This window comes from Streptomyces sp. CGMCC 4.7035, assembly GCF_031583065.1.
GTDB lineage: Bacteria > Actinomycetota > Actinomycetes > Streptomycetales > Streptomycetaceae > Streptomyces > Streptomyces yaanensis.
This window is the reverse complement of sequence record NZ_CP134053.1, coordinates 2,306,053-2,329,870: the sequence shown is the minus strand read 5'-3', so window position 1 is coordinate 2,329,870 and position 23,818 is coordinate 2,306,053. Positions and strand designations below refer to the sequence as shown.

At 70.3% G+C, this 23,818-nt stretch carries 20 protein-coding genes and 1 pseudogene; 10 read left to right on the top strand and 11 right to left on the bottom strand.

All coding sequences use genetic code 11. The features are described 5' to 3' along the window. Positions 1-3 precede the first annotated feature (3 nt). Genes Q2K21_RS09775 through Q2K21_RS09745 form a run of 7 tightly spaced genes read left to right on the top strand, consistent with a single transcriptional unit; the run spans position 4 to position 7,652 of the window. Positions 4-1,029, top strand: coding sequence for an NAD-dependent epimerase/dehydratase family protein (locus tag Q2K21_RS09775; RefSeq protein ID WP_310768969.1), 1,026 nt, complete (start codon positions 4-6; stop codon positions 1,027-1,029). Beyond that, positions 1,017-2,300 carry a DUF4910 domain-containing protein gene (locus Q2K21_RS09770; RefSeq protein ID WP_310768965.1) on the top strand — a complete coding sequence of 428 codons (1,284 nt, stop codon included), beginning with the start codon at positions 1,017-1,019 and terminating at the stop codon, positions 2,298-2,300. Before Q2K21_RS09775 ends, Q2K21_RS09770 begins: the two co-directional genes overlap by 13 nt. After that, positions 2,297-3,604, top strand: a complete 1,308-nt coding sequence (locus Q2K21_RS09765; RefSeq protein WP_310768963.1) for an MATE family efflux transporter — start codon at positions 2,297-2,299, stop codon at positions 3,602-3,604. Before Q2K21_RS09770 ends, Q2K21_RS09765 begins: the two co-directional genes overlap by 4 nt. Next, on the top strand, positions 3,601-4,548 hold the full coding sequence (locus Q2K21_RS09760) for a glycosyltransferase family 2 protein (RefSeq protein ID WP_310768961.1): 948 nt from the start codon (positions 3,601-3,603) through the stop codon (positions 4,546-4,548). Before Q2K21_RS09765 ends, Q2K21_RS09760 begins: the two co-directional genes overlap by 4 nt. Further along, positions 4,545-5,771 carry a polysaccharide pyruvyl transferase family protein gene (locus Q2K21_RS09755; protein ID WP_310768959.1) on the top strand — a complete coding sequence of 409 codons (1,227 nt, stop codon included), beginning with the start codon at positions 4,545-4,547 and terminating at the stop codon, positions 5,769-5,771. The genes Q2K21_RS09760 and Q2K21_RS09755 overlap by 4 nt, the downstream gene beginning before the upstream one ends. Next, positions 5,768-6,319 (top strand): dTDP-4-dehydrorhamnose 3,5-epimerase, encoded by a 552-nt coding sequence (gene rfbC, locus Q2K21_RS09750; protein ID WP_310768957.1) that lies wholly within the window; start codon positions 5,768-5,770, stop codon positions 6,317-6,319. The genes Q2K21_RS09755 and rfbC overlap by 4 nt, the downstream gene beginning before the upstream one ends. Positions 6,320-6,326: 7 nt before the next feature. Then, a complete protein-coding gene (locus Q2K21_RS09745) occupies positions 6,327-7,652 on the top strand; it encodes a glutamate-1-semialdehyde 2,1-aminomutase (protein WP_310768955.1) in 1,326 nt (441 codons plus the stop codon). 12 nt (positions 7,653-7,664) lie between these two features. On the opposite strand, the gene Q2K21_RS09740 is transcribed toward Q2K21_RS09745, so the two are convergent. The 4 genes and pseudogenes from Q2K21_RS09740 to Q2K21_RS09725 form a co-directional block, all read right to left on the bottom strand. Next, positions 7,665-8,366, bottom strand: a complete 702-nt coding sequence (locus Q2K21_RS09740; protein ID WP_310768953.1) for a phosphatase PAP2 family protein — start codon at positions 8,364-8,366, stop codon at positions 7,665-7,667. A gap of 563 nt (positions 8,367-8,929) precedes the next feature. Further along, positions 8,930-9,181, bottom strand: coding sequence for a nuclear transport factor 2 family protein (locus Q2K21_RS09735; protein WP_310780781.1), 252 nt, complete (start codon positions 9,179-9,181; stop codon positions 8,930-8,932). A 34-nt stretch (positions 9,182-9,215) separates the two neighbouring features. Next, positions 9,216-9,467, bottom strand: a pseudogene (locus tag Q2K21_RS09730) (PAS domain-containing protein); the annotation flags it as partial. Between the two features lie 339 nt (positions 9,468-9,806). Beyond that, on the bottom strand, positions 9,807-10,760 hold the full coding sequence (locus Q2K21_RS09725; RefSeq protein WP_310768950.1) for a diacylglycerol/lipid kinase family protein: 954 nt from the start codon (positions 10,758-10,760) through the stop codon (positions 9,807-9,809). Positions 10,761-11,357: 597 nt separating this feature from the next. On the opposite strand from Q2K21_RS09725, the gene Q2K21_RS09720 reads away from it, so the two are divergent. Next, positions 11,358-12,458 carry an AI-2E family transporter gene (locus Q2K21_RS09720; protein WP_310768946.1) on the top strand — a complete coding sequence of 367 codons (1,101 nt, stop codon included), beginning with the start codon at positions 11,358-11,360 and terminating at the stop codon, positions 12,456-12,458. Positions 12,459-12,707: 249 nt separating this feature from the next. Here Q2K21_RS09720 and Q2K21_RS09715 read toward each other — a convergent pair whose 3' ends face one another. From Q2K21_RS09715 to Q2K21_RS09685, 7 genes are all read right to left on the bottom strand, one after another. After that, positions 12,708-13,385 (bottom strand): HdeD family acid-resistance protein, encoded by a 678-nt coding sequence (locus tag Q2K21_RS09715; protein WP_310768943.1) that lies wholly within the window; start codon positions 13,383-13,385, stop codon positions 12,708-12,710. 221 nt (positions 13,386-13,606) lie between these two features. Beyond that, complete coding sequence (locus Q2K21_RS09710; RefSeq protein WP_310768940.1) at positions 13,607-14,650, bottom strand: NAD(P)-dependent alcohol dehydrogenase; 1,044 nt, start codon at positions 14,648-14,650, stop codon at positions 13,607-13,609. Positions 14,651-14,673: 23 nt separating this feature from the next. Further along, complete coding sequence (locus Q2K21_RS09705) at positions 14,674-15,942, bottom strand: cytochrome P450 (protein WP_310768937.1); 1,269 nt, start codon at positions 15,940-15,942, stop codon at positions 14,674-14,676. Positions 15,943-16,002: 60 nt separating this feature from the next. After that, on the bottom strand, positions 16,003-17,406 hold the full coding sequence (locus tag Q2K21_RS09700) for an NAD(P)/FAD-dependent oxidoreductase (protein ID WP_310768934.1): 1,404 nt from the start codon (positions 17,404-17,406) through the stop codon (positions 16,003-16,005). Next, positions 17,403-17,621: a ferredoxin gene (locus tag Q2K21_RS09695; RefSeq protein ID WP_310768931.1), complete on the bottom strand. Its 219-nt coding sequence runs from the start codon at positions 17,619-17,621 to the stop codon at positions 17,403-17,405. The genes Q2K21_RS09700 and Q2K21_RS09695 overlap by 4 nt, the downstream gene beginning before the upstream one ends. Before the next feature lie 814 nt (positions 17,622-18,435). Beyond that, on the bottom strand, positions 18,436-19,764 hold the full coding sequence (locus Q2K21_RS09690) for a class I SAM-dependent RNA methyltransferase (RefSeq protein WP_310768928.1): 1,329 nt from the start codon (positions 19,762-19,764) through the stop codon (positions 18,436-18,438). Between the two features lie 139 nt (positions 19,765-19,903). Then, the gene (locus Q2K21_RS09685) at positions 19,904-21,958 is read right to left on the bottom strand and encodes an APC family permease (protein ID WP_310768925.1); all 2,055 of its coding nucleotides are present in this window, start codon (positions 21,956-21,958) and stop codon (positions 19,904-19,906) included. Positions 21,959-22,417: 459 nt separating this feature from the next. Between Q2K21_RS09685 and Q2K21_RS09680 the strand changes: the two genes are divergently transcribed. Together Q2K21_RS09680 and Q2K21_RS09675 are read left to right on the top strand one after the other, a co-directional pair. Beyond that, positions 22,418-23,089, top strand: a complete 672-nt coding sequence (locus tag Q2K21_RS09680; protein WP_310768921.1) for a potassium channel family protein — start codon at positions 22,418-22,420, stop codon at positions 23,087-23,089. Then, positions 23,089-23,760, top strand: a complete 672-nt coding sequence (locus tag Q2K21_RS09675; RefSeq protein WP_310768918.1) for a potassium channel family protein — start codon at positions 23,089-23,091, stop codon at positions 23,758-23,760. Before Q2K21_RS09680 ends, Q2K21_RS09675 begins: the two co-directional genes overlap by 1 nt. Positions 23,761-23,818: the final 58 nt, after the last annotated feature.

Here is a 23,818-nt window from a genome sequence, read left to right as displayed (position 1 = left end):
ACCTTGCGCGTACTACTGACCGGACACCAGGGATACCTGGGCACCGTCATGGCCCCCGTCCTCACGGCCGCCGGGCACGAGGTCGTCGGCCTCGACGCCGGCCTGTTCGCCGACTGCGTCCTTGGCCCGGCGCCGGCGGACCCGCCGGGGCAGCGGGTGGACCTGCGCGACCTCACGGCCGAACACGTGGCAGGGGTGGATGCCGTGATCCACCTGGCCGCACTGTCCAACGACCCGCTGGGATCGCTGGCCCCGGAGCTCACCTACGACATCAACCACCACGCGTCCGTACGGCTGGCCCGGCTGGCCCGCGACGCCGGAGTGGGGCGCTTCCTGTACGCGTCGACCTGCTCGGTCTACGGTGCCGCCGGCGGCGAGGACCTGGTGGGCGAGGACGCCCCGCTGCGCCCGGTGACGCCGTACGCGGAGTCCAAGGTGCGGGTGGAGGACGACCTGCACGAGCTCGCCGACGGCGACTTCACCCCCGTGTTCATGCGCAACGCCACGGCCTTCGGCTTCTCGCCCCGGCTGCGTGCCGACATCGTGCTGAACAACCTGGTGGGCCACGCGCTGCTGTCCGGCGAGGTGCTGGTGATGTCCGACGGCACGCCCTGGCGCCCGCTGGTGCACGCCGTCGACATCGCACGGGCCTTCACGGCCGCGCTGACCGCGCCGCGCGAAGCGGTGCACGACCGGCCGTTCAACATCGGCAGCGAGACCAACAACGTCACGGTCGCCGAGATCGCCGAGCAGGTCGCCGAGGCGGTGCCCGGCTCCAAGGTGGTGATCACCGGGGAAACCGGTGCCGACCCACGGTCGTACCGGGTGGACTTCTCCCGGTTCCGCGCGGCGATCCCCGGCTTCGACTGCGAGTGGACGGTGAAGCGGGGCGCGCTCGAACTCGCCGACGCCTACCGCGCACACGGGCTGACCCAGGAGGACTTCCAACAGCGCTTCACCCGCCTGGCCGTACTGCGCGCCGCGTCCGGCGCCGGCGCCGTCGACGACACCCTGCGGTGGCGCCGGTGACCGAGCGCGGCGAGGAGATGTACGCCCTGGTGGAGCGGCTGTACCCGCTCTGCCGGAGCATCACCGGCGACGGTGTGCGCGCCACCTTGGACATCGTCGGCGAGTACATCCCGCTGCACGTGCACGAGGTGCCGACCGGAACCCAGGTCCTCGACTGGACGGTGCCGCAGGAGTGGAACATCCGGGACGCGTACATCGCCGACACGGCCGGCAATCGGGTCGTCGACTTCGCCGCGTCCAGCCTGCACGTGCTCGGCTACAGCGTGCCGGTGGCCAAGACCATGCCCCTGTCCGAGCTGCGCGCGCACCTGCACACCCTGCCGGACCACCCGTCCTGGGTGCCGTACCGCACCAGCTACTACAAGCCGGACTGGGGGTTCTGCCTGACCCAGGAGACCCTGGACGCGATGCCGGACGGCGAGTACGAGGTGCGCATCGACTCCACGCTCGCCGACGGCCATCTCACCTACGCCGAGCACGTGGTGCCCGGTCAGGTAGCCGACGAGGTGATCGTCTCCTGCCACGTCTGCCACCCGTCGCTGGCCAACGACAACATGGCGGGCGTCGCGGTGGCGACGTTCCTGGCCCGGGCGCTGGCCGAGGAAACGCCGTACTACACCTACCGGTTCATCTTCGCTCCCGGCACCATCGGAGCGATCACCTGGCTGGCCCGCAACGCGGAAAGGGTCGAGCGGGTCAAGCACGGGCTGGTGCTGGCCTGCGCCGGCGACCCGGGCGCGTTGACGTACAAGCAGAGCAGGCGCGGTGACGCGGAGATCGACCGGGTGCTGCGGCACGTGCTGGCCGCCTCCGAACGGCCGCACCGCGTCGTCGAGTTCACTCCGTACGGCTACGACGAGCGGCAGTACTGCTCGCCCGGGTTCAACCTCGGTGTCGGCTCGCTCACCCGGACCCCGTACGCGGGCTATCCCGAGTACCACACCTCGGCGGACAACCTGGACTTCGTCTCCCCGGAGGCGATGGCGGACACCTTCGCGGTCTGCCGCGAGGCGTTCGCCGTCCTGGACCGCAACCGGCGCTACCTCAACCTCAGCCCCTACGGCGAACCGCAGCTGGGCCGGCGCGGGTTGTACGACGCGCTCGGCGGGCGCAGCGACACCAAGCAGGCCCAGATGGCCATGCTCTGGGTGCTCAACCTCTCTGACGGCGAGCACAGTCTGCTGGACGTCGCCGAGCGGTCCGGGCTGCCGTTCGACACCGTCGCCGACGCGGCCGGTGTCCTGCACGAGGCCGGGCTGATCAAGACATGACGTCGATGCCCGTCGAGGGGGAGAATCCGCAGACAGTGGCGCCACCGGCCGGATCCGCCAGGCGGGCCCTCGTCGGCCGGCTGTCCTGGGGACTGGCCGACCAGGCGGCCTCCAGCATCTCCAACTTCGCGGTGGGGATCTACGTGGCGCGCTCGTTGGGGGTGACCGCGTTCGGCGTGTTCAGCCTGGCCTGGGTGACGTACGGCGTGGTGCTCAACGTCTCGCGCGGCCTTTCCACCGACCCGCTCGTGGTGCGCTTCAGCGGGGTGTCGGACGCGTCCTGGCGCCGGGCGGTGGCCCGCTCGACGGGTACCGCGCTCGGCGTCGGTACCGCCATAGGCACGGTGTGTCTGGTGGTCGGGCTTGCTCTCGGCGGCCGGTTGGGGCCCGCGTTCGCCTGCCTCGGCGTCATGCTGCCGGGGCTGCTGCTGCAGGACGCCTGGCGGTTCGGGTTCTTCGCCGCCGGCAACGGGCGGAAGGCCTTCGTCAACGACGTTGTGTGGGGCGTCGCGCTCATCCCGGCCATGGTCGTGGCGGCCCATGTGGGCAGTGTCGCCGCTTTCGTGCTCGCCTGGGGCGTGTCCGCCGCGGTGGCCGCCGCGTACGGCTGCCTCCAGTCCGCCATCCGGCCCCGGATGACCGGGGCGCGCGGGTGGCTGCGCGAACAGCGCGATCTCGGCTACCGGTACCTGGTCGAGAACGTCAGCCTCAGCGGCGCGAGCCAACTGCGGGCATACGGGCTCGGCGCGATCGTCGGGGTCGGCGCGGTGGGTGCGGTGCGGGGCGCCGAACTCCTGATGGGCCCGTTCCTCGCCGTGCTGATGGGCCTGTCGCTGGTCACGGTCCCGGAGGCGGCACGGGTGCTGCGGCAGGCCCCGCACCGCCTCGGCACGTTCTGCCTCCTGCTGGGCGGCGGGCAGGCCGCCGGCGCGCTGCTCTGGGGCGGGGCGCTGCTGCTGGTGCCGGACCGGCTCGGCGAGCTGGTGCTCGGCGGCGTCTGGCACTCCGCCTCGGAGCTCATCGTGCCGATCACCCTCGGCGTCGCGGGCGCGGGCCTCGGCACCGGCGCGGCGGCCGGGCTGCGCGCGCTCGGCGCGGCCCGGCGCAGCCTGCGCTCCCAGCTGTTCGCCTCCGCCTGTTACGTCGGCGGCGGGCTCGGCGGGGCGGCCGTCGCCGGCACGGTCGGCTCGGCCTGGGGCGCCGCCGCCGCGACCGTCAGCGGCTCGGCCGTGTGGTGGCTGCACCTGCGGTCCGCCCTGCGCGAGCGCCCCCACGACCCCATCCCCGAAGTGAGGACCTCATGACCGACCGACCCAGGCTGAGCATCGGCCTGCCCGTGTACAACGGCGAGGAGTACCTGGCCGAGTCGCTCGACGCCCTGCTCGGCCAGACCTACGAGGACTTCGAGCTGGTCATATCCGACAACGCCTCGACCGACGGGACCCAGGACATCTGCCGCAAGTACGCCGCACAGGACTCCCGCATCCGGTACCTCCGGCTGCCACGGAATGTCGGCGCCACTCCGAACCACAACTACGTGTTCACCCAGTGCCGCGGCGAGCTGTTCAAGTGGGCCTCGCACGACGACCTGTACGGCCGGGACCTGCTGCGGCGCTGCGTCGAAGCGCTGGACGAGCGGCCCGACGTGATCCTGGCGCACGCCGACCAGGCGGTCATCGACGGCGACGGCCAGGTGAAGGTCCCCTACGAGTACACGCTCGCCACCGGCTCGCCGCACGCGCCCGAGCGCTTCCGCAGCCTGCTGTTCGAGCCGGGCGGCGACGACTTCTACGGGGTGATGCGGGCCGACATGCTGCGCCGGGTGAAGCCGCTCGACAGCTACCACCACGCGGACCGCACGTTCGTCGCCGAGATCACGCTGCACGGGCGCTTCCACCAAGTGCCGGAGCTGCTGTACTTCCGCCGCGACCACCCCACCCGCGCCGAGCGGGCGAACCCTTCCAAGCGCTCCCGCTGCGTCAACCTGGACCCTCGCCGGGCAGGCCCGCTGCACCCGACGCCCCGGCTGCTCGCCGAGTACCTCTGGGGCTTCGCCTCGGCGATCCGGCGGGCGCCGTTGTCCCCGGCCGACCGGCGCGCGTGCTACCGCCACCTGGCCGCGTGGATGACCAGCCGGGTCCGGCCGGGCGCCGGCGAGCGGGTCGAGGACCGCGCCCCGGTCGACCCGGACCTCCTCACCGTCTCCGTCGACGCCCTCGTAGCGGGTCGTGAAGGGCGGCGGGCATGAAGACGGGAACGCGCGTAGGGGTGTTCGGCCTCCTCGGCTCCGGCAACCTCGGCAACGACGGCTCGCTCGAGGCCGTCCTCGGGTACCTCCGCGCCGAGCACCCGGAGGCGGTCGTGGACGCGCTGTGCGGCGGACCCGAGGCCGTGACGACCCGGTTCGGGATCCCCGCCACGCGGCTGCACTGGAACCGCGCGGAGTACCGGACCGCGTCACGTGCGGGCGCGATCGCGGCGAAGGGTCTGGGCAAACTCGTCGACGTCTTCCGCACCGCCGCCTGGGTGCGCCGGCACGACGTGGTGATCGTGCCGGGCATGGGCGTCCTGGAGGCCACGCTGCCGCTGCGGCCGTGGGGCTTCCCGTACTCGCTGTTCCTGCTCTGCGCGAGCGGCCGGCTGCTGGGCACCCGGGTCGCGCTGGTCAGCGTCGGCGCCGCCGAGATCGGCAACCGGCCCACCCGGGCCCTCGTGCGCTGGTCGGCGCGGCTGGCCGCGTACCGGTCGTACCGGGACGCCCAGTCCCGTGACGCGATGCGGGCGATGGGCGTGGACACCGCGCGCGACGAGGTCTACCCGGACCTCGCGTTCTCCCTGCCGACTCCGGAGCCAAGCGCGCCCTCGGGCTCGCCGGGCCCGGTCTGCGTCGGTGTCATGGACTTCCACGGCGGCAACGACGACCGTGCCCGGGCCGACGAGATATACCGGCGCTACCTCGACGGGACGATCCGGTTCGTCCGCGCGCTGGTCGAGGAGGACAGGCCGGTCCGGCTGCTCACCGGTGACGAGTGCGATGCGTCGGTGGTCGCCGCGATCCTCGACGCGGTGGACTCGCCGCTGGTCACCGCTGCCGAGCCGGCCTCACTGGCCGACCTGATGAAGGAGATGGCGGCTGCCGACACCGTGGTGGCGGTCCGGTACCACAACCTGATCTGCGCGCTGAAGACCGGCACGCCGGTGCTCGCTCTCAGCTATGCGGCGAAGAGCGACTCGCTCATGGAGCGGATGGGCCTCGGCGCGTACTGCCATCCGGCCCGCGAGGTGGACGCCGACCGGCTGCTCGAACAGTTCCGGGCGCTGGAGAAGCGCTCGGCCGAGCTGCGGCAGACCCTCACCGAGCGGAACCTGGCCGCCGCCCGGCAACTCCAGGACCAGTTCACCGCGTTGACCTCGGCCCTGTTCCCGGCGTCCGGCCACACCCACACCCACACCCCGCGGAAGGCTTCATGAAAGCGACCGAAGTCCCGGCGATCGCCGGGGCGTACCTGTTCGAGCCGACGCCGTACGCCGACGAGCGCGGCTTCTTCTGCCGCACCTTCGACGCCGACGTGGTCCGCTCGGTGGGCCTCGACCCGGACGCCTTCGTCCAGGACAGCCTGTCCCGCTCGGTCCGGGGCGTGCTGCGCGGCCTGCACCTGCGCTCCGGCGCCGGCGAGGCCAAGCTGGTGCGGTGCTCGTACGGGAGGATCTTCGACGTCGTCGTGGACCTGCGGCCGGACTCGCCGACCTACCGCAACCGGGCCTTCTTCGAGCTGTCCGGCGAGACGCAGGCGACCCTGTACATCCCGGCGGGGTGCGCGCACGGCTTCCAGGCGCTGACCGAAACCGCCGACACCTCGTACCGGATCGACCGCCCGCACGATCCGGCCGAGGACGTGACGATCGCCTTCGACGACCCGGAGCTCGCCATTCCCTGGCCGCTGCCGGTCACATCGATGTCCCAGCGGGACCGGGAGGCGCCGAGCCTCACCCAGGTCCTGAAGCAGAAAGAGAGCTGAAGTCAGCGTGGACACCGAAGAGTTCCTCCTGCCCCGGTCGCGGATGGCGAACGAGCGGCTGCACGCCTTGATCCCCGGGGGCGCGCACACCTACGCCAAGGGCGACGACCAGTACCCCGAGAACCTGGCCCCGGTCATCAGCCACGGCCACGGTGCCCACGTGTGGGACATCGACGGCAACCGCTACGTCGAGTACGGCTCCGGCCTGCGATCGGTCAGCCTCGGCCACGCCCACCCACGCGTGATCGAGGCGGTGCGGCGCGAACTCGACCGCGGCAGCAACTTCGTCCGGCCCTCCATCCTGGAGGTCGAAGCCGCGGAACGCTTCCTGGCCACGGTGCCGACCGCCGAGATGGTGAAGTTCGCGAAGAACGGCTCCGACGCCACCACCGCCGCGGTGCGCCTCGCCCGCGCCGCCACCGGGCGCCCGCGGGTGGCCATCTGCGCCGACCATCCGTTCTTCTCCGTCGACGACTGGTTCATCGGCACCACGCCGATGTCCGCCGGTGTTCCGGCCGCGACCAACGAGCTCACCGTGGCGTTCCCTTACGGGGACCTGGCCGCCACGGAGGAGCTGCTCACCCGGTACCAGGACGAGGTCGCCTGTCTGCTCCTCGAACCCGCCACCCACACCGAGCCGCCGCCCGGGTACCTCTCCGGCCTGCGCGAGCTGGCCGACCGGCACGGCTGCGTACTGATCTTCGACGAGATGATCACCGGCTTCCGCTGGTCCGAGGCGGGCGCCCAGGGCCTGTACGGCGTCGTCCCCGACCTCTCCACGTTCGGCAAGGCGCTGGGCAACGGATTCGCCGTCTCCGCGCTGGCCGGGCGCCGCGATCTGATGGAGCTGGGCGGGCTGCGTCACTCCGGCGACCGGGTTTTCCTGCTGTCCACCACGCACGGTGCGGAAACGCACTCCCTGGCAGCCGCGATGGCCGTGCTCACCACCTACGTCGAAGAGGGCGTCACCGCGAGGCTGCACACCCTCGGCGAGCGGTTGGCCGCCGGTGTCCGCGACGCCGCGGCCGCCATGGGCGTCGGCGACCACATCGTCGTCCGGGGCCGGGCCAGCAACCTGGTCTTCGCCACCCTGGACGAGAACCGGCAGCCGTCGCAGGGGTACCGCACCCTGTTCCTGCGCCGGCTCCTCGCAGGCGGGGTGCTGGCCCCGTCGTTCGTGGTGAGCAGCGCGCTCAGCGACGCCGACATCGATCGGACCGTCGACGTGGTGGCCCAGGCGTGTGCGGTGTACCGGAAGGCACTGGACGCCGCCGACCCGACCCCCTGGCTGGCCGGACGACCGGTGAAGCCCGTATTCCGCCGCTTGGCGTGATGTGAGGTGACGTCAGCGACGCTCCCGCCGACCGGCGTCGGCCAGCCGATCGGCCATCCGATCGGCCAGTGCCGGCCGGTCAGCCATCCGGTCGACCAGCCATGCGGTCGCCGGTACCACCGCCAGCGCGGTGCAGCAGCCGCCGAGGACGTCGGTCGGGTAGTGCGCGCCCAGGGCGACCTGCGCCCAGCCCATGGCGGCGCCGGCGACCAGCGCCGCGGCGAGCACGAGTGACGTGCCGGCCGGCCTGCCGAGGCCGAGCCGGCCGGTCGCGAGCAGCGCCACGATGAGGGCGAGTGCGGTGAAGAAGGCGGTGTGCCCGCTCGGATAGGACAGGTTGCCGTCACCGTGGATGGTGCGTCCCACCAGGTGCTTGAGCAGCGTCGCCGTCCCCACGGTCATGCCAACGCCGGCAACGGTGAACACCGCCGCGCGAGGACGCCGAAGCAGCAGGCAGCCCGCCAGCATGGCCACGACCAGCATCACCGCTCCCCCGGGCTCCCCCAAGAAGTCCAGGGCCAGAGCGACGTAGCGCCACGGCGGCCCCACACCGTCCACCGCCGCCGAGATCCGCGCGTCCACCATGCCGGGCTTGCTGTCGTCGGCATACAGGACCCCGAGCACGACGACCACCAGCGCGGCGAGCGCCGCAATCGGCCCGAGCCACACGCGCAACGACGGGGGCAGCACCGCGGGCGCCGGCCGGCCGTTCACACGCCCACCGCGCCCGGTCGACCTGCGGTCCGCCGCACAGCGTGCCCTACCAGCGGGCTCCCACCCTGCCCCAAGGGCCCGCCCATCCGGCGTTTCGCGTCAAGCGTCAACTGGCCGCCCACCTGGTGGTCCGGGACCGCGCCGCGCGCATCGCGTTTCGGGCTCCGGTCGCCGGCTGCCGCTACAACCTCAGCGGAAGCCCGCACACCGTCGCACACCATCCGGCAGATACGACGCACCTCCCCCTCCCATCGAGGCCGACGCCGTATCACCCGCCGCTACGCGGTGCCGCGCCCCCGAGAACTGCCCGCTCCGGCCGAGCGATCCGACGCCACTGACGCTGGTCGACATGGCCTTCGGCTTCTGCCGGCGCCGACTCCCCTACCGACGAGCCCCCGTCGTGTCTCTGACTTGCCACCCTAACCAACTATGCGGTCGCGGCAAACGCCGTCGGGAAGTCCGCGTGTCAACACTCCGGTGGGTCATGGGTCGTGGAATCAGGCTGACCACACGGCGTGGCCACGGCCGAAGAGCCTCGGTCAGCAGAGTGACACAGAGCGGGATCACCGGGTCGTGGCGACTGCCCGGAGTGCTGTCCAGGCACCGCCCTCGCATGCGTAATCCATGGTCAGGCGCAGCCGCCAGTCGGCATGCGCGCCGTACACCGTCGCGTCGGTGACGATCCGTCCGACGAGGCGGGCTGCGTCGCCTTCGGCCTCGACCGTCACGTCCTTCTCCACGATCGCGTGGTGGACGAACCGTCCGGCGCGCATCCGCGCGAGCCACTCGGCCTTCGGCTGTACGTACCCGGTGATGTGGGTCAGGGTGAAGCCGCCGTCGAGCAGATCGCCCCCGCAGCAACGAGACCCGCAGCGTCATCCTGAGCGTGTGGCCGTCGCGGTGGCGTATCGCCGCGGTGCCGGACCAACCACCCCGCGCACGGCACTGCTCGGCGAACGCCGAAGCCCTCCGGGCGTCCTCGGGAGGCGGCAGCACGTGTGCGGCGGACCGGCCCACCACCTCCCCGGCCGGGTAACCGACGAGCTGCTGAGCGGCATGCGTCCACCCCACCACGGTGCCCTCGGCATCGAGCATCGCCATCGCCGCGTCGGGCATCTCGCGGGGGCTCACCGGCTCGGCGAGGAGAGTGTGGTCAGTGTGGGGCATCGCGGGTCCGTCCCATCGGTGCGGAAGTAGGAGCGCCGGCACTCGGCCCGGCGGCCCTGTGTGCAGCCGTGGTGAACGGCGTCGTCCCGGTGAGCGGCACACGATGCGGCATATGCCGTAGCGTAAATATGCCCAGTTCTGATGAAATAGTCAGATGTAATGGATGTCGAGACCCTCATATATGATCGAACAATCAGGGACGCGAGGTCGGCGGGATGGGCGCCGAGTGGTCGGCTCGTTCGGTGTGGCGGCCAGGAACAGCTCGCCCGAGGCTCATACCACCCGCCGGATTGCGGCCCAGCCCGGCGGTCGCCTGGCGGGCCCGGCGCCGCGACCATGGCGGGGAACCCATACCCGGAGCGTCCGAGGACTGATGCGGCACCGCACGGGAGTCGGCAGGCTGACGGCTTCGCCGTCCAGCCCGGCGGGGAGGGCCGGAACGTCGGCGTAGACGACAACGTCGTCGGGCGTGGCGAGACGGGTGAGGCCGTGCGGTAGCCCGCTGCGCAGCCTCGTGGCCGTCTCGGCAGGCGTCTCCGCCCTGGCGGCCAGTACTCCCAGGAGGCCGGAGTCGAGGTGCGGCCGCCTGCCGAGCCCGACCAGGTCATCCACTTGGTAAGGGTTGTTGCTCACCAGCACGGCATCCGGCCCGTCAACGGTGAGCGGCCCGGCGCGAACCACCAGCTCCGGGCCCTCGTGGCGGGCCAGGAATTCCGGAAGGATGCGCACTGCCGTGCCAAGCTTGTCGTCCCGATAAGCCGGGTCCTGCACCAGGGCGGCATAAGCACCGAACGACACGTTGTTGACGAACGCCCGCTCGCCTACGTATCCCAGATCCACGCGCAGCTCGACGCCATCCGTGAGGGCCTCCAGCGCGGCCGAAGGGTCCTCACGATCCAGGCCGAGATCCATCGCGAAGTGGTTGCGGGTACCCGCCGGAATGACCACGAAGGGCAGGCCGCTCTCCGCGGCCACCTCGGCGACAAGCGCCTGCGTACCGTCTCCGCCGGCCACCCCCAGCAGATCCGCACCGTCATCCACCGCACGTCGGGCGACAGTAGCCAGGTCCTGAGGCAGGGAATGATCGATCAGGAAAACCTGAGCTCCGAGCGCACGTGCCCGTTCCGCGATCCGGAACCGGCTTGCTTTCCCTCCCCCCGAATGCGGATTCACGATCAGGCAGGGCCGCCGCGCCCCCGTTGTCGGCCGCGACGTGTTCTCGGTCACGGCACGTGCCCAAAAGCCGCATGTATCGGCGCGGCGCGCATCACTGGCGACAGCAGGACTGCCGCGATCACGCCCGCAGCCGACAGCGCCGTCCCCCACCGGGCCGGCGATCCGGCGATCGCACCCGCGGCCACCGCCACCATGGCACTCCCTTCGACAGTCACGGCCTACGGCATCAGCTTGCAGCTCGGCCTGGGCATCCGCACCCGGGATGTACGGGGTCGACCCGCCACCGCCGACCAGGCCAGGTCGGGGGATCTCCTTACCGCGGTGCGCTTTTCATCCACGGCGTACGGATGAAAGGCCGACCGGGGCTTTCTCCGGCGCCAGCCGATCGCGGCGACAACGCCCAGGACGTTACCGGCGGTCCAGCGACAGGTGCCAGCACCGCCGTAGCCGGACACAGCCGCCTCGAGGGCGATCTACTGGGGACGACCGAGGCATCCGCTGGTTGCCTCTGCCTACTTCCCTGGCGGCTGGAGGTGACCCGCCGCAGCCCATGTCAAAGGCTGTCAAGTGGGACAGTGCGGGAAATATAACCCACCGGGCGAGGAGGTCTTCTCGTTTTCCCGTGACCGGTCTGGGCACCCGATGCCCATGGCGACGCGTCCGGTTCCGGTGCGAACCATCCTCGCCACGATCGGTCTGGTGCTCGCCACCTACGTCGTACTTGAGCTGGTGGTCCAGGCTCGCCGGGTCTTGATCTGGTCGGTCATCGCGGTGTTCTTGGCCGTCTCACTTCATCCGGCGGTCGAAGCGCTGCAGCGACGGGTGCCGCGGTGCCGACGGTCGGTGGCCACCTTGCTGGTCTTCCTGGCTGCGGCCGCGGCCGTCGGCGCGGTGATCGCCCTGTTCGTCATCCCCCTGGCCCAGGAGGGAAGCCGGTTCGCCGGTCGCCTGCCCGCGATGATCAGGGACGCCCAGGCCGGCCGCGGGCCAGTCGGCAACCTGCTGGAACGGACGCACGCTCTGCAGTATGTCCAGCAACATCAGGCACAGATCCGCGCGTTCGCCACCGGACTGGGCACGCCCGCCTTGAAGTTCATCCGCGGTGCCGTGAGCACCACGGCAGGCATTGTCACCATTTTCGTGCTGGCCTATCTGATGGTGCTGGAGGGCCCCAAGGCCATAGACCGGTCCCTGGCCCTCGTGGACAAGGCGCCCGCGGCCCGCATACGCCGCGTCGGAGCCGCATGCGCCCGTACCGTCAACGGCTATCTGACAGGGAACTTGCTGATCAGCGTCATCTGCGGGCTTCTGACCTACGTCGTGCTGCTGGTTTCCGGAGTGCCGTTCGCCGGCCTGCTGGCCCTCTTCGTCGCCGTGACCGACCTCATTCCCCTGGTGGGAGCCACCATAGGAGCTGTCGTCGCCTCCGCAGTGGCGTTCGTCCACTCCCTGCCGGCCGGCATCGGAGCCATCATCTTCTTCATCGTCTATCAGCAGGCCGAGAACCACCTCCTGCAACCGGTCATCCTGTCTCGGACGGTGAAACTCAACCCACTTACCGTGCTGCTGGCCACCCTGATCGCCGCCGATGTCGCCGGGATCCTCGGTGCCCTGCTAGCGATTCCTGTCACCGGCATCATCCAGGTCGTCCTCGGTGACATCTGGGCTCACCGCGACGGTCGGCCACTGGGGCTGCCGACACGGACAGACAACAGCCCCGAGAACGCCGACCGGGCGAAAGATCGTTGACAGGCCGGTCGGGGGTGCAGGGCACAGCTTGAACGGACGGACCTGGCAGACAGCGAGGACCCGGGTGAGGGCGGGCTCCTGACCGCCCTCACCCGGTCAGTGTTCGAGCGGGCCTGAGCGTGAAGGACCACTCGCCGGCCGACGGCCCGCGGAGGTCGCGCGATGTCGCTGCTCACCGCGTCCGGTCGATCCGGCTCCCCGCGTCCGGTCGATCCGGCTCCCCGCGTCCGGTCGATCCGGCTCCGCCGGTCAGTGCTGGGGGTGCGGACGTGCGTGGAACATGGGGCGCCGCTGGGGGGCCGTGCCGGCAGCCAGTTGGCCGATCTCGACGCGTGTCCTGATGGCACGGACCACTTCGGTCAGACCGACGACGATGGCCATGACGCCCACTACCAGCGTGAGTGTCGCGATGGAGGCGAACGGCATGACGATCATCACGATGCCGGCCATGGTGCCGATGATGCCGAAGGCCACGTGCCAGCCGCGCGCCGGCATGGTCTGATCGGAGGCCGCCGCGACCGTCTCCAAGGTGCCCCGAAGCAGCCAGCTGAAGCCGATCCACAAGGCGAGCAGAAAGACCGACTCGAGGGGGCCCCGGAGGCAGACCAGTCCCAACAGGATGGAGGCCGCGCCGGTGATGAAGTGCAGTACGCGAAGATGCCGGGGCACGTGGGTCCCGAAGGCGGCGGCGAGTTGGAAGACACCGGTGGCCAGCAGGTAGACGCCGAAGAGCACGCCGACGACGCGGAGCGTCTCGCCCGGCCAGACCAGGGCGATGACGCCCAGGGCGATGGTGGCGAGGCCCATGGTGAGCAGGAACTGCCAGCCCATGTTCGCCAGGGCGGCGATGCCTTCGGCCGCAGGACCCTCTTGTGGTTCTGTGCCACGTGGCGGAACGGAACCGGAGGAATCGGAAGGAGATGTCATGGCACCTACACCCTTCTGGGAGCAGCGTGGTCACGTCACTACATTTCCATCGTCACCCGATCAGCCTCATGTCGCTCGGCGGAAAGGCCAGGGGCCGTGGCGCATGAGGTATTCCGGGCACGCTCCTCCGTCCTGCGAGAGCCGGGGGGCGTTTCCACCGGACCGCCCGATGCCGGCGGCCAGGCACAGTCGTGGTGTCCCGTTCGGGTTGACGACGGCATTCACACGTGAGGGGTGATGACGGCGCGTCCCTGGATCCTGCCGTCGTGCAGGAGCTGGTAAGCCTCGTTGGCGCGTTGCAGGGGAAAGTGCTCGACCAGCATCTTGATCTTGTCCTGCTGGGCGAGGGTGATCACTTCCATCAGTTCGGTGAGGGACCCCCAGTAGGGCGAGGCGACCGAGCACTCGTGCGGCGGGCTGGAGAAGTCGACGGGCAGGGCTCCGCCGCCGAGGCCGACAATGGTCAGGTGGCCGAGCATTCTGGCCACCTGAGCAGCCATCCGCAGTGTCGGGTCTGTGCCGACCATGTCCAGCACGAGCTGAGCGCCCTGCTGCGCCGTCATGTCCTTGATGCGGGTGATCGCCTCGTCGCCCGAGATCAGAGCCTCGTCGGCGCCCATGCGCTTGGCGGTCTCCAGCTTGCCTGCGTCGGTGTCCACGGCGACGACGGTGGTCGCCGCGCTGAGCACGCGGAGGATCTGGATAGTCATCTGACCCAGACCGCCGGCGCCGATCACGACCGCGGTCGAGCCCGGTCCCAGCAGGTGCAGCGACCGCTTCACAGCGTGATAGCTGGTCAGTCCGGCATCGCTGAGCGGCGCGGCCCGACGGGGGTCGAGGGTGCCGAGCGGAATCAGGTAGCGCGCGGCCGGGACGAGCAGGTACTCGGCCATGCCGCCGTCGTGCCCACCGCCCAGACCCGGGCCCTGACCACCGAGGTCCTGGCAGTAGTTCTCCCGGCCCTGACGGCAGTTGACGCACACCCCGCAGCCCCAGGAGCCGTAGACGATCACAGGGTCTTTGGGCGCGAACCCGGTGACGCCCGGCCCCAACCGCTCCACCCACCCCGCGTTCTCGTGGCCGAGCGTGAAGGGGAGATTCGTGAAGCCGGGCAGCGGTCCGGGTGCCTGCACGATGTGCAGATCGGAATGGCAGGCACCGGCACCCGCGACCTTCACCAGGACCTGGCCCGGGCCGGGCTCGGGTACCGGCACCTCGCGCAGCTCGGGCGGTTGCCGCCAACCGACGAGTTGAAAAGCCCGCATGGCGATCCTTTACGCAACGCTGGTCAGTCGCGGATGCCGTCGATGTCGACGAGGACGTGTCGCGGTCCGCGGAAGATCTGGTTGTGCCGGTACGGCGGCGGGTCCTCGACCAGCCGGGGGTTCTGCACCCGGCGGACGAACTCGCCGACCGCGATCTGGACCTCGAGTCGCGCGAGCGGGGCGCCGAAGCAGAAGTGGATGCCCTGGCTGAATCCCAGGTGCTGGTTGTCGCGGCGCTCGAGGTCGAGATCGTCGGGGTCGGTGAACCGTTCCGGGTCGCGGTTCGCCGAGCCGTACGCCAGGAAGATCGGCGCCCCCTTCGGGATGGTGATGCCGGCGATGTCGATGTCTTCCAGGGCGGAGCGGGTGTGCCAGAACTGTACCGACGACTCGAAGCGCAGCAGCTCCTCCACCGCGGGCACGATCAGTTCGGGCCGGCGGCTCAGCTTCTCGAGCGCGTCTGGGTGACGCAGCAGGGTGAGCACGCTGTGGGCGATGAGGTTGACCGTGGTTTCGTGTCCGGCGAAGATCAGGAGCAGGGCGTTGCTCGCGAGCACGCCCTTGGGCATTCGTCCCTCCGGGCCGTCCTCGTTCACCAGTGCCGAGAGCATGCCCGGGCCGGGCTGCTGGGCGTACCGGTCGAGCAGATCGGCTGCGAACTGCCCGAACTCCTGCACGGCCTGCCGCCCCCCGGCCTGCCGGCTGCGGATCTCTTCGGAGGCGGCCTCGGGACCGAAGTCCAAAGCGTCGAGGGCCGTCTCGATCCAGTGGTGGAAGCGTCGCTCGTCCTCCAGCGGCACGCCCAGAACCTTGCAGATCACCGTCACCGGCAAGGGGTAGGCGAAGTCGTCGACGGCATCGATCCTGGTCTTGCCCTTCATGTTGTCAAGGAGGCCGTCGACGATGCGGCGGATCTCGGGCTCCAGGCCGGAGATCAGATGAGGCGCTTGGGGCGGGCCGACGAAATGCGGCATCATCATGCGACGATCCCGGTCGTGCTCGGGCGGATCGCAGGTGATGATGTTCGGTTCGGTCAGCACCTCCCTGATCGGCTCGGCCACCGACTCCCCCGAGCCCTCCGCCTGGGCCCCGGCCGGGACGGGACACTTCCGTGGATCCGAACTGACCCGAGGGTCATGCAGCAGCGCCACGATCTCCCGGTAGGTGCTGACGACATAGGTTCCGTCCGGCTGCCGCGCCACCGGTGTCTTGCGCAGTTCCTCGTAGAACGGGTACGGATTGGCGCGGTTGGCGTAGCGCAGGGCCTGCTGCCAGGGGGTTTCCTCGACCACGAGGCTCCCCTCCTTCTCCTGTCGATGCTGTCCGCCCACAGGCTGGGCCCGGCGAGCGCGTCAGTGACGGCGCGGCCGGAACTCGGCCGTCCGCTCGCTCGGGGCGTGTCCGGTCAGGACGACGTCGGGGACCGCCGTCGGGACCCGTGGGTCCGGGAACTCGGCCGGCATGGGCTTCATGTCGGGCGGCTGGTCCCACCCCGGCGGCGGAGGCGGGAAAGGACCGGATTGCTCGATCAGCTTCCCGTAGTACTCCAGCCACTTGCCGTGATCGAAGGTGACGGCCGCGACAATGCGGCCCCGGTGACCGTAGGCGGCGGCGAAACGGCGCTCCTCGACCGACCCCTGGGTGAAGACGATCTCATCACCGAAAGGCGGCACCCCGACGGACTTGATGTTCACGCCGAACTGACCGGACCAGAAGCCCGGTAGCAGCAGATGCGGACGATAGTGCGGCTCGAGGTTCACCATGTTGTGCGCCGCGACCTCGGCACCGAGAACGGCGTTGTCCCAGTGCTCCATCGCCAGGAACTGGTACTCGTACAGCACATGCGGCGCACGCGCCACGTCCCCTGCCACGTAGATGCTGTCGGTCACCACGCCGTTGATGTCGAAGGCACGACCACCGGCGTCGCACCCGACACCCCAGAAGCCGGCCGCCAGCCCGGAGCCCTCCAGCCATTCCACGTTGCGGATCGACCCCAGCGAGGCCACCACCACGTCGGCGTCGACGGTGGTTCCGTCGGACAGATGCGCACGCCGCACGTGCCCGCCGGAGTCGCCCTCCAGTGACGACACGCCCAGCCCGCAGCGCAGGTCCACGCCGTGATCACGCTGTATCTGCGCGGCGATCTCCCCGATCACCCCGCCCAGTGCGCCGACCAGCGGCGCCGAACCCCGCTCGACGACGGTCACCGGGATACCGAGTTCCCGGCAGACCGAGGCCACTTCCGAGCCGATGAACCCGGCGCCGATGACCACAACCCGCGACGGCGGCTCGGCCAGCGCCTTCTGCAATTGCTCTGCGTCATCACGCGAGCGAATCGTATGGACCCCCTGCAGGGCGGCCTCGGTCGGGTTCGGCCACTGCCGCGCACGCGTGCCCGTGGCGATCAGCAACCGGTCGTACGGCACCTGCTCACCGTCGGCCAGCCGTACCCGCTTGGTGGCCCGGTCCAGCCCGGTGGCGGCCACCCCGAGCCGCCAGTCCGCATCCACTTCCCGCATGCGGGGCAGCTTGGTGTGGTCGGCCGGCACCCAGCCCTTGAGTACCTGTTTGGACAGCGGGGGACGGTCGTATGGCTCGTACGGCTCGTCCCCGATGATGGTCAGAGAACCGGTGAAGCCCTCCTCGCGCAGGGTCTCCGCGGCCCGCAGCCCGGCCAGGGACGCACCCACGATGACGATCCGGCCGCTGGCCCTGAACTCGCGCACCAGCTCCGCGACCGTTGCCCGCAAGGTCATGACGTCGCACTCCCCTCCGCGCCGTCCACGCGGGCGATCACGATCGCCTGCACCGGGCACGCCGCAGCGGCTCGCTCAACCTGAAGGCGCCGCTCGTCATCCGGGTTCGGCTCATAGGTGAGCGCCTCCTGACCGTTCAATCTGAAGACCTCGTGCGCCAGATACACGCACTGTGCGTATCCCTGGCAGCGATTCAGGTCCACGACGATCCGCATGGGCAGACTCCTTCCGTTCTGCCTCCCGCCCCACGGCGGCCATCGACTCGGGCATGAAGCCTCGGTCGTGAAGCCATGGCCCGGTTCTCAAGCCTCCCGTCGGGCGACCGGGCTGGATGTCCCACCGGTCGCCCCGGGCCACGGAATGAGCAGGTTCGGTCCTGTTCGCTGCGCCGCAGCCTTCACGGTGACGCTTGCTCGGCTGTGAGCGGCACAGCTGGAAGGGAGCGATACGTCGACGGCGTCGGCATCAGGGTGTGCGCCGGTAGTGAGGCCCTAAAAAAATAATCGTCCCGCCTTCCGGCGATCGCAAACCAGCAGCTACGGCAAGCAAGCTGCCTCAGGGCCGATGCAGTGTGGGCAGCGGACGGAGTACGGCCGGACGTTCCGTCAGCTGCTGGCGAAGGAGCCGGTTTCGGCCGTCGCCCGGTGCAGCAGCCTTGGCCACGGTCTCCATCTCGGCGGCTCGCCGATGGCGTAGGAGGCGCCATGCTCCGGGCAGACGAGGTCGAGGGTGCCCTGGCGAACCAGGTAGCGTGTCGGCGGTCGCCAAGGCCGACGCCTTCTCCTTGGGCTCGACAGCCGACCGGGCAACCGTCATGACGCTCCGCCAGTATCAGCGTCGGACGAGCGTCAAGACATTTCCCCAACCACCCCACGAGGTCGGGGCGAAGCACGCCCCACCCGCGCCCCGGTACGCGAAAGCCGCAGGTCAGACACGCGGCGCGCGCCTGCGAAACGCTCCACGCGGTGGACCCATGAAAACAGGTCGGGTCGACCCGCCCGGAACCTCAGAAATCAGAGAACTCGCAGGTCAGAGGCTCTTCACGGCAGGCTCAAGAATCGCCACGCACTCCACATGATGCGTCATCGGAAACAGATCGAACGCCCGCAGCGTCCGCACCCGATACCCACCGTCCCGGAAGTACGCCAAGTCCCGCGCCAGCGCGGCCGGATCGCAGGCCACGTACGCGATTCTCCGGGCGCCCAGCGACGACAGGTGCGCCACCGTGGTCCGGCCCGCCCCCGACCGCGGCGGGTCCAGGACGATCAGGTCGACCTCCGTGATGCCCGTCCGGGGCAGCACGGACTCGACCTTGCCCTGTTCGATGCGGACGCGGTCGAAGTCGGCCAGGTTGTGCCGGGCGTCCTCCACCGCGCGCTTGCCGGATTCGATGCCCAGCACCGCGCCCTTCTCGCCGACCCGGTCGGCGAGCGCGCCCGCGAAGAGGCCGACGCCGCAGTAGAGGTCGAGAGCCGTCTCGCCCTTGCGCGGCAGCAGGCCCTGCATCACCGCCGTCACCAGCGTGTCCGCCGCCTTCGGGTGGACCTGCCAGAAGCCGCCGTTGCCCACGCGGTGCGTACGGCCGTCGGCGCGCTCGCGGACGAAGGGGCGGCCGTGGACGCGGTGCACCCCGCCCGACTTCTCGTCCACCCGCAGCACCGAGACCGGCCGGTCCAGCTCCACCAGCGGCAGCCGCGCGCCCGGCTTCGGCGTCAGGATCACCTGGCGGTCCTGCGAACCTGTCGCCGCGATCGCCTCGACGGAGTCCATGCCCGTCCAGTCGCGCTTCTCGATGCCCAGTTCGCTGACGCCCTCGGCCGCGATCATGCAGTGGTCGATCGGCTCCACCTCGTGCGAGCGGTGCCTGCGCAGTCCCGCACGGCCGGAGGGATCCACCGCGTACTGCACCCGCGTACGCCACTGCGGCACCTCGCCCGCCGGCAGCTTGTCGCCCTCGGCCGGCACCACCGTGCCGTCCCAGCCCGCCTCCTCGGGCGTGAGGCCCGCGAGCCGCATCAGCTGCTCGGCGACCACCTCGCCCTTCAGCCTGCGCTGGGCCCCCGGCTTCGCGTGCTGCCAGTCGCAGCCCCCGCAGCGGCCGGGGCCCGCGTACCGGCAGGGTGCCTCGATGCGGTCCTTCGAGGCCTCAAGCACCCGTACCGCGTCCGCGCGCAGGAAGCGGGCTCCCTCCTCGCCCTCCGTCACCCGCGCCACGACCCGCTCTCCGGGCAGCGCGTGCCGGACGAAGAGGACCTGGCCGTCGTCGGTACGGGCGACGCAGTGACCGCCGTGGGCGACGGGGCCGATCTCGACCTCGTACTCCTCCCCCACCAGCGACTTCTTCGGTTCTGCCTGCATGGCGGGGTGACTCCACAACATTGAGAAAGGAACGGACAACATCGAGAAAGGTACGGCCGGACAACAGCCCACCAGTCTACGTGGCTGTTGTGCGGCCGTTCACCACGAGCCCACGAGCCCACGGCCCGCCCGGCCCGTCTCAGCCCTTCGAGGCGGGCGACGACTCCTTCGTCCGCTCCTGAGCCGGTCCACGCCGCACCGCACCCGGCGCGCTCCACTCCTGCCGCCTGCGGGCCCGGAGCTTCGCCGCCTCCGAGGACTGCAGCTGGTAGGGCACCGAGGTCACCATGACGCCCGGCGTGAACAGCAGCCGTCCCTTCAGCCGCAGCGCGCTCTGGTTGTGCAGCAGATGCTCGTACCAGTGGCCCACCACGTACTCGGGGATGATCACGGACACGGCGTCGCGCGGGGACTCGCGGCGCAGGCTCTTCACGTACTCGATCACCGGGCGCGTGATCTCGCGGTACGGCGAGTCGAGGATCTTGAGCGGTACGTCGATGCCGCGCCGCTCCCACTCTTCCTTCAGCGCCTTCGTCTCCGCCGGGTCGACGTTGACGCTCAGCGCCTCCAGGGTGTCCGTGCGCAGCAGCTTGGCGTAGGCCAGGGCACGCAGGGTAGGACGGTGGATCTTGGAGATGAGGACGACCGAGTGGACCCGCGAGGGGCGCACGCTGTCGTCGCTCGGGCCCTCGGGGGCGGCGAGTTCCTCGGCCACGCCGTCGTAGTGGCGGCGGATCGCGGTCATCGTCGCGTAGAAGATGACCATGCCGAGCAGGGCGACCCAGGCGCCGTGCGTGAACTTCGTGACCAGGACGACGACCAGGACGAGGCCGGTGAAGAAGGCGCCGAAGGCGTTGATGGCGCGCGAGCGCACCATGTGGCGGCGCTTGGCCTGGTCCGTCTCGACGGCCAGGTGGCGGTTCCAGTGGCGGACCATGCCGGTCTGGCTCAGCGTGAAGGACACGAAGACGCCGACGATGTAGAGCTGGATCAGCCGGGTCGAGTCGGCACCGTAGATGACGATCAGCAGGGTCGCCGCGCCGGCGAGCAGCACGATGCCGTTGGAGAAGGCGAGGCGGTCGCCGCGGGTGTGCAGCTGGCGCGGCAGATAGCGGTCCTGGGCGAGGATCGAGCCCAGCAGCGGGAAGCCGTTGTACGCGGTGTTCGCGGCGAGGAACAGCACCAGCGCGGTGGCCGCGGCCAGCACGATGAACAGGAAGCTGCCCTTGCCGAAGACGGCCTCGGCGACCTGCGAGATCACCGGGTTCTGGACATAGCCGGAGCCGAGTGCGACGCCGTTGTGGATCAGGTCGGTGGCCGGGTTCTCGGCCATGTGGACCTTGGTCGTCATGGCGAGGGCGATGATGCCGCAGAACATGGTGACGGCGAGCAGGCCCATCATCGCGAGCGTGGTCGCCGCGTTCTTCGACTTGGGCTTGCGGAAGGCCGGGACACCGTTGGAGATCGCCTCGACGCCGGTGAGCGCCGCGCAGCCGGAGGAGAAGGCGCGCAGCAGCAGGAAGACCAGCGCGAAGCCCGCTATGCCCTGGTGCTCGGCCTTGATCTCGTACGAGGCCGTCGGCGCCCGCATGGTGTCGTCGAGGACCAGCCCGCGGAAAGCGCCCCACGCGATCATGATGAAGACGCCCGCGACGAAGACGTACGTCGGGATCGCGAACAGGGAGCCGGACTCCTTGACGCCGCGCAGGTTCATCAGCGTGAGCAGCACGACCACGGCGACCGCGCAGAGCACCTTGTGCTCGACGACGAAGGGGATCGCGGAGCCGAGGTTCTCGATGCCGGAGGCGATCGACACGGCGACCGTGAGCACGTAGTCGACGAGCAGGGCGCTGGCGACGGTGAGGCCGGCCTTGGGACCGAGGTTGGTGGTCGCCACCTCGTAGTCGCCGCCGCCGCTCGGATACGCGTGCACGTTCTGCCGGTAGGAGGCGACCACCGTGAACATCAGCACGACGACCGCGACCGCGATCCAGGGGCTGAAGTGGTAGGCCGACACGCCCGCGATGGACAGCACCAGCAGCACTTCTCCGGGCGCGTAGGCCACGGAGGAGAGCGGGTCGGAGGCGAAGACGGGGAGTGCGATGCGCTTCGGCAGGAGCGTTTCCCCGAGCCGGTCACTGCGCAGGGCGCGCCCGATCAGGAGGCGTTTGGGCACGTCGGTCAGTTTGGACACAACAGAGGATCGTAAGGGGTCGAACTGGGACCCGCCCAGCCGCGGTACGAGATCTGCCTCACGAGTGAAATCGGATGGGGGCGCGCTGCGGATTCCGCAGGTGAGGGGTTCGGCGTGCCTATATGACAAAACCCTTACCGTTGCCGCCCCTGGAGGTTCCATGCACGCGACCGCGGAGCTCGTCGGCGCCGCCGCCGCAATCGTCGGCCTCGGATTCCTGACTCTTCTCAGCGTCCGCAGCATCAGCCGCCGCTGACCGCGCGAAGCCGTCCGGCGTACGTTCGGGGAACGGTCCGGCGTACGTGCGGGGAATGGTTGGGCGTACGTGCGGGGAACCGTCCGGCGCTCGTGCACGGGGGTGCCCCTCGCGGACCGCGCGTGTGTAGCTTGGGCGGCGGTCTGAGACCCTGTTCTTGGTGTTTGGACTGAGCCGTAACCATTGACATCGGAAGGACGGTCGTGCACATCGTCATCATGGGCTGCGGAAGAGTGGGCTCCGCTCTTGCCCAGACCCTGGAGCAACAGGGGCATACGGTCGCCGTGATCGACCAGGACCCCACCGCCTTCCGACGACTGGGCTCGGGCTTCGGCGGCCGTCGTGTCACGGGAGTCGGCTTCGACCAGGACACCCTGCGCGAGGCGGGCATCGAGGAGGCCGGCGCCTTCGCCGCCGTCTCCAGCGGTGACAACTCGAACATCATCGCCGCACGCGTGGCCCGCGAGATGTTCGGCATCGAGAACGTCGCGGCCCGCATCTACGACCCCCGCCGTGCCGAGGTCTACCAGCGGCTCGGCATCCCGACCGTCGCCACGGTCCGCTGGACGGCGGACCAGATGCTGCGTCGTCTGCTGCCGTCCGGCGCCGAGCCGCTGTGGCGCGACCCCACCGGTGGCGTCCAGCTCGCCGAGGTGCACGCCTCGCCGAACTGGGTCGGTCACAAGATCAGCCGGCTTCAGGACGAGACCGGCGTGCGCGTGGCGTTCCTCACCCGGCTGGGCGAGACGATGCTGCCCACCTCGCAGACGGTGCTGCAGGAGGGCGACCTGGTGCACGTGATGATGCGGACGGACGACGTCGCGAAGGTCGAGTCGGCGTTCGCCATGGGGCCTGAAGAGGAGAGCGGTCACTGATGAGGGTCGCCATTGCCGGTGCCGGTGCCGTGGGCCGCTCGATCGCGGGCGAGCTCCTGGAGAACGGGCACGAGGTCCTGCTGATCGACAAGGCGCCGACCGCGATCTCGGTCGAGCGCGTCCCGCAGGCGGAGTGGCTGCTGGCCGACGCCTGCGAGATCACGTCCCTGGACGAGGCGGCGCTGCAGCGCTGCAACGTGGTGATCGCCGCGACGGGCGACGACAAGGTGAACCTGGTCGTGTCGTTGCTGGCGAAGACGGAGTACGGCGTCCCGCGCGTCGTGGCCCGCGTCAACAACCCGAAGAACGAGTGGCTGTTCAACGAGGCCTGGGGTGTGGACGTGGCCGTCTCCACCCCGCGCCTGATGTCGGCCCTGGTGGAGGAGGCGGTGAGCGTCGGCGATCTGGTCCGTCTGCTCCGCTTCAGCCACGGCGACGCGAACCTGGTCGAGCTGACCCTGCCGCCGGAGTCGGCGCTGGCCGGCACGCAGGTCGGCGACGTGGAGTGGCCCGAGGACACGTCGCTGGTGACGATCATCCGCGGCACGCGCGTGCTGACCCCGTCCCAGGAGGACTCCCTGGAGGCGGGCGACGAACTCCTGTTCGTGGCGGCACCGGCGCGGGAGGAGCAGCTGGAGGATCTGCTGTCGGTGCGGCGGGAAGACGGCTAGTCCGGTCCGCCCGGACACGAGCATGTCGCTCGATCTCGAATACGAGCGTGGGGCGCCT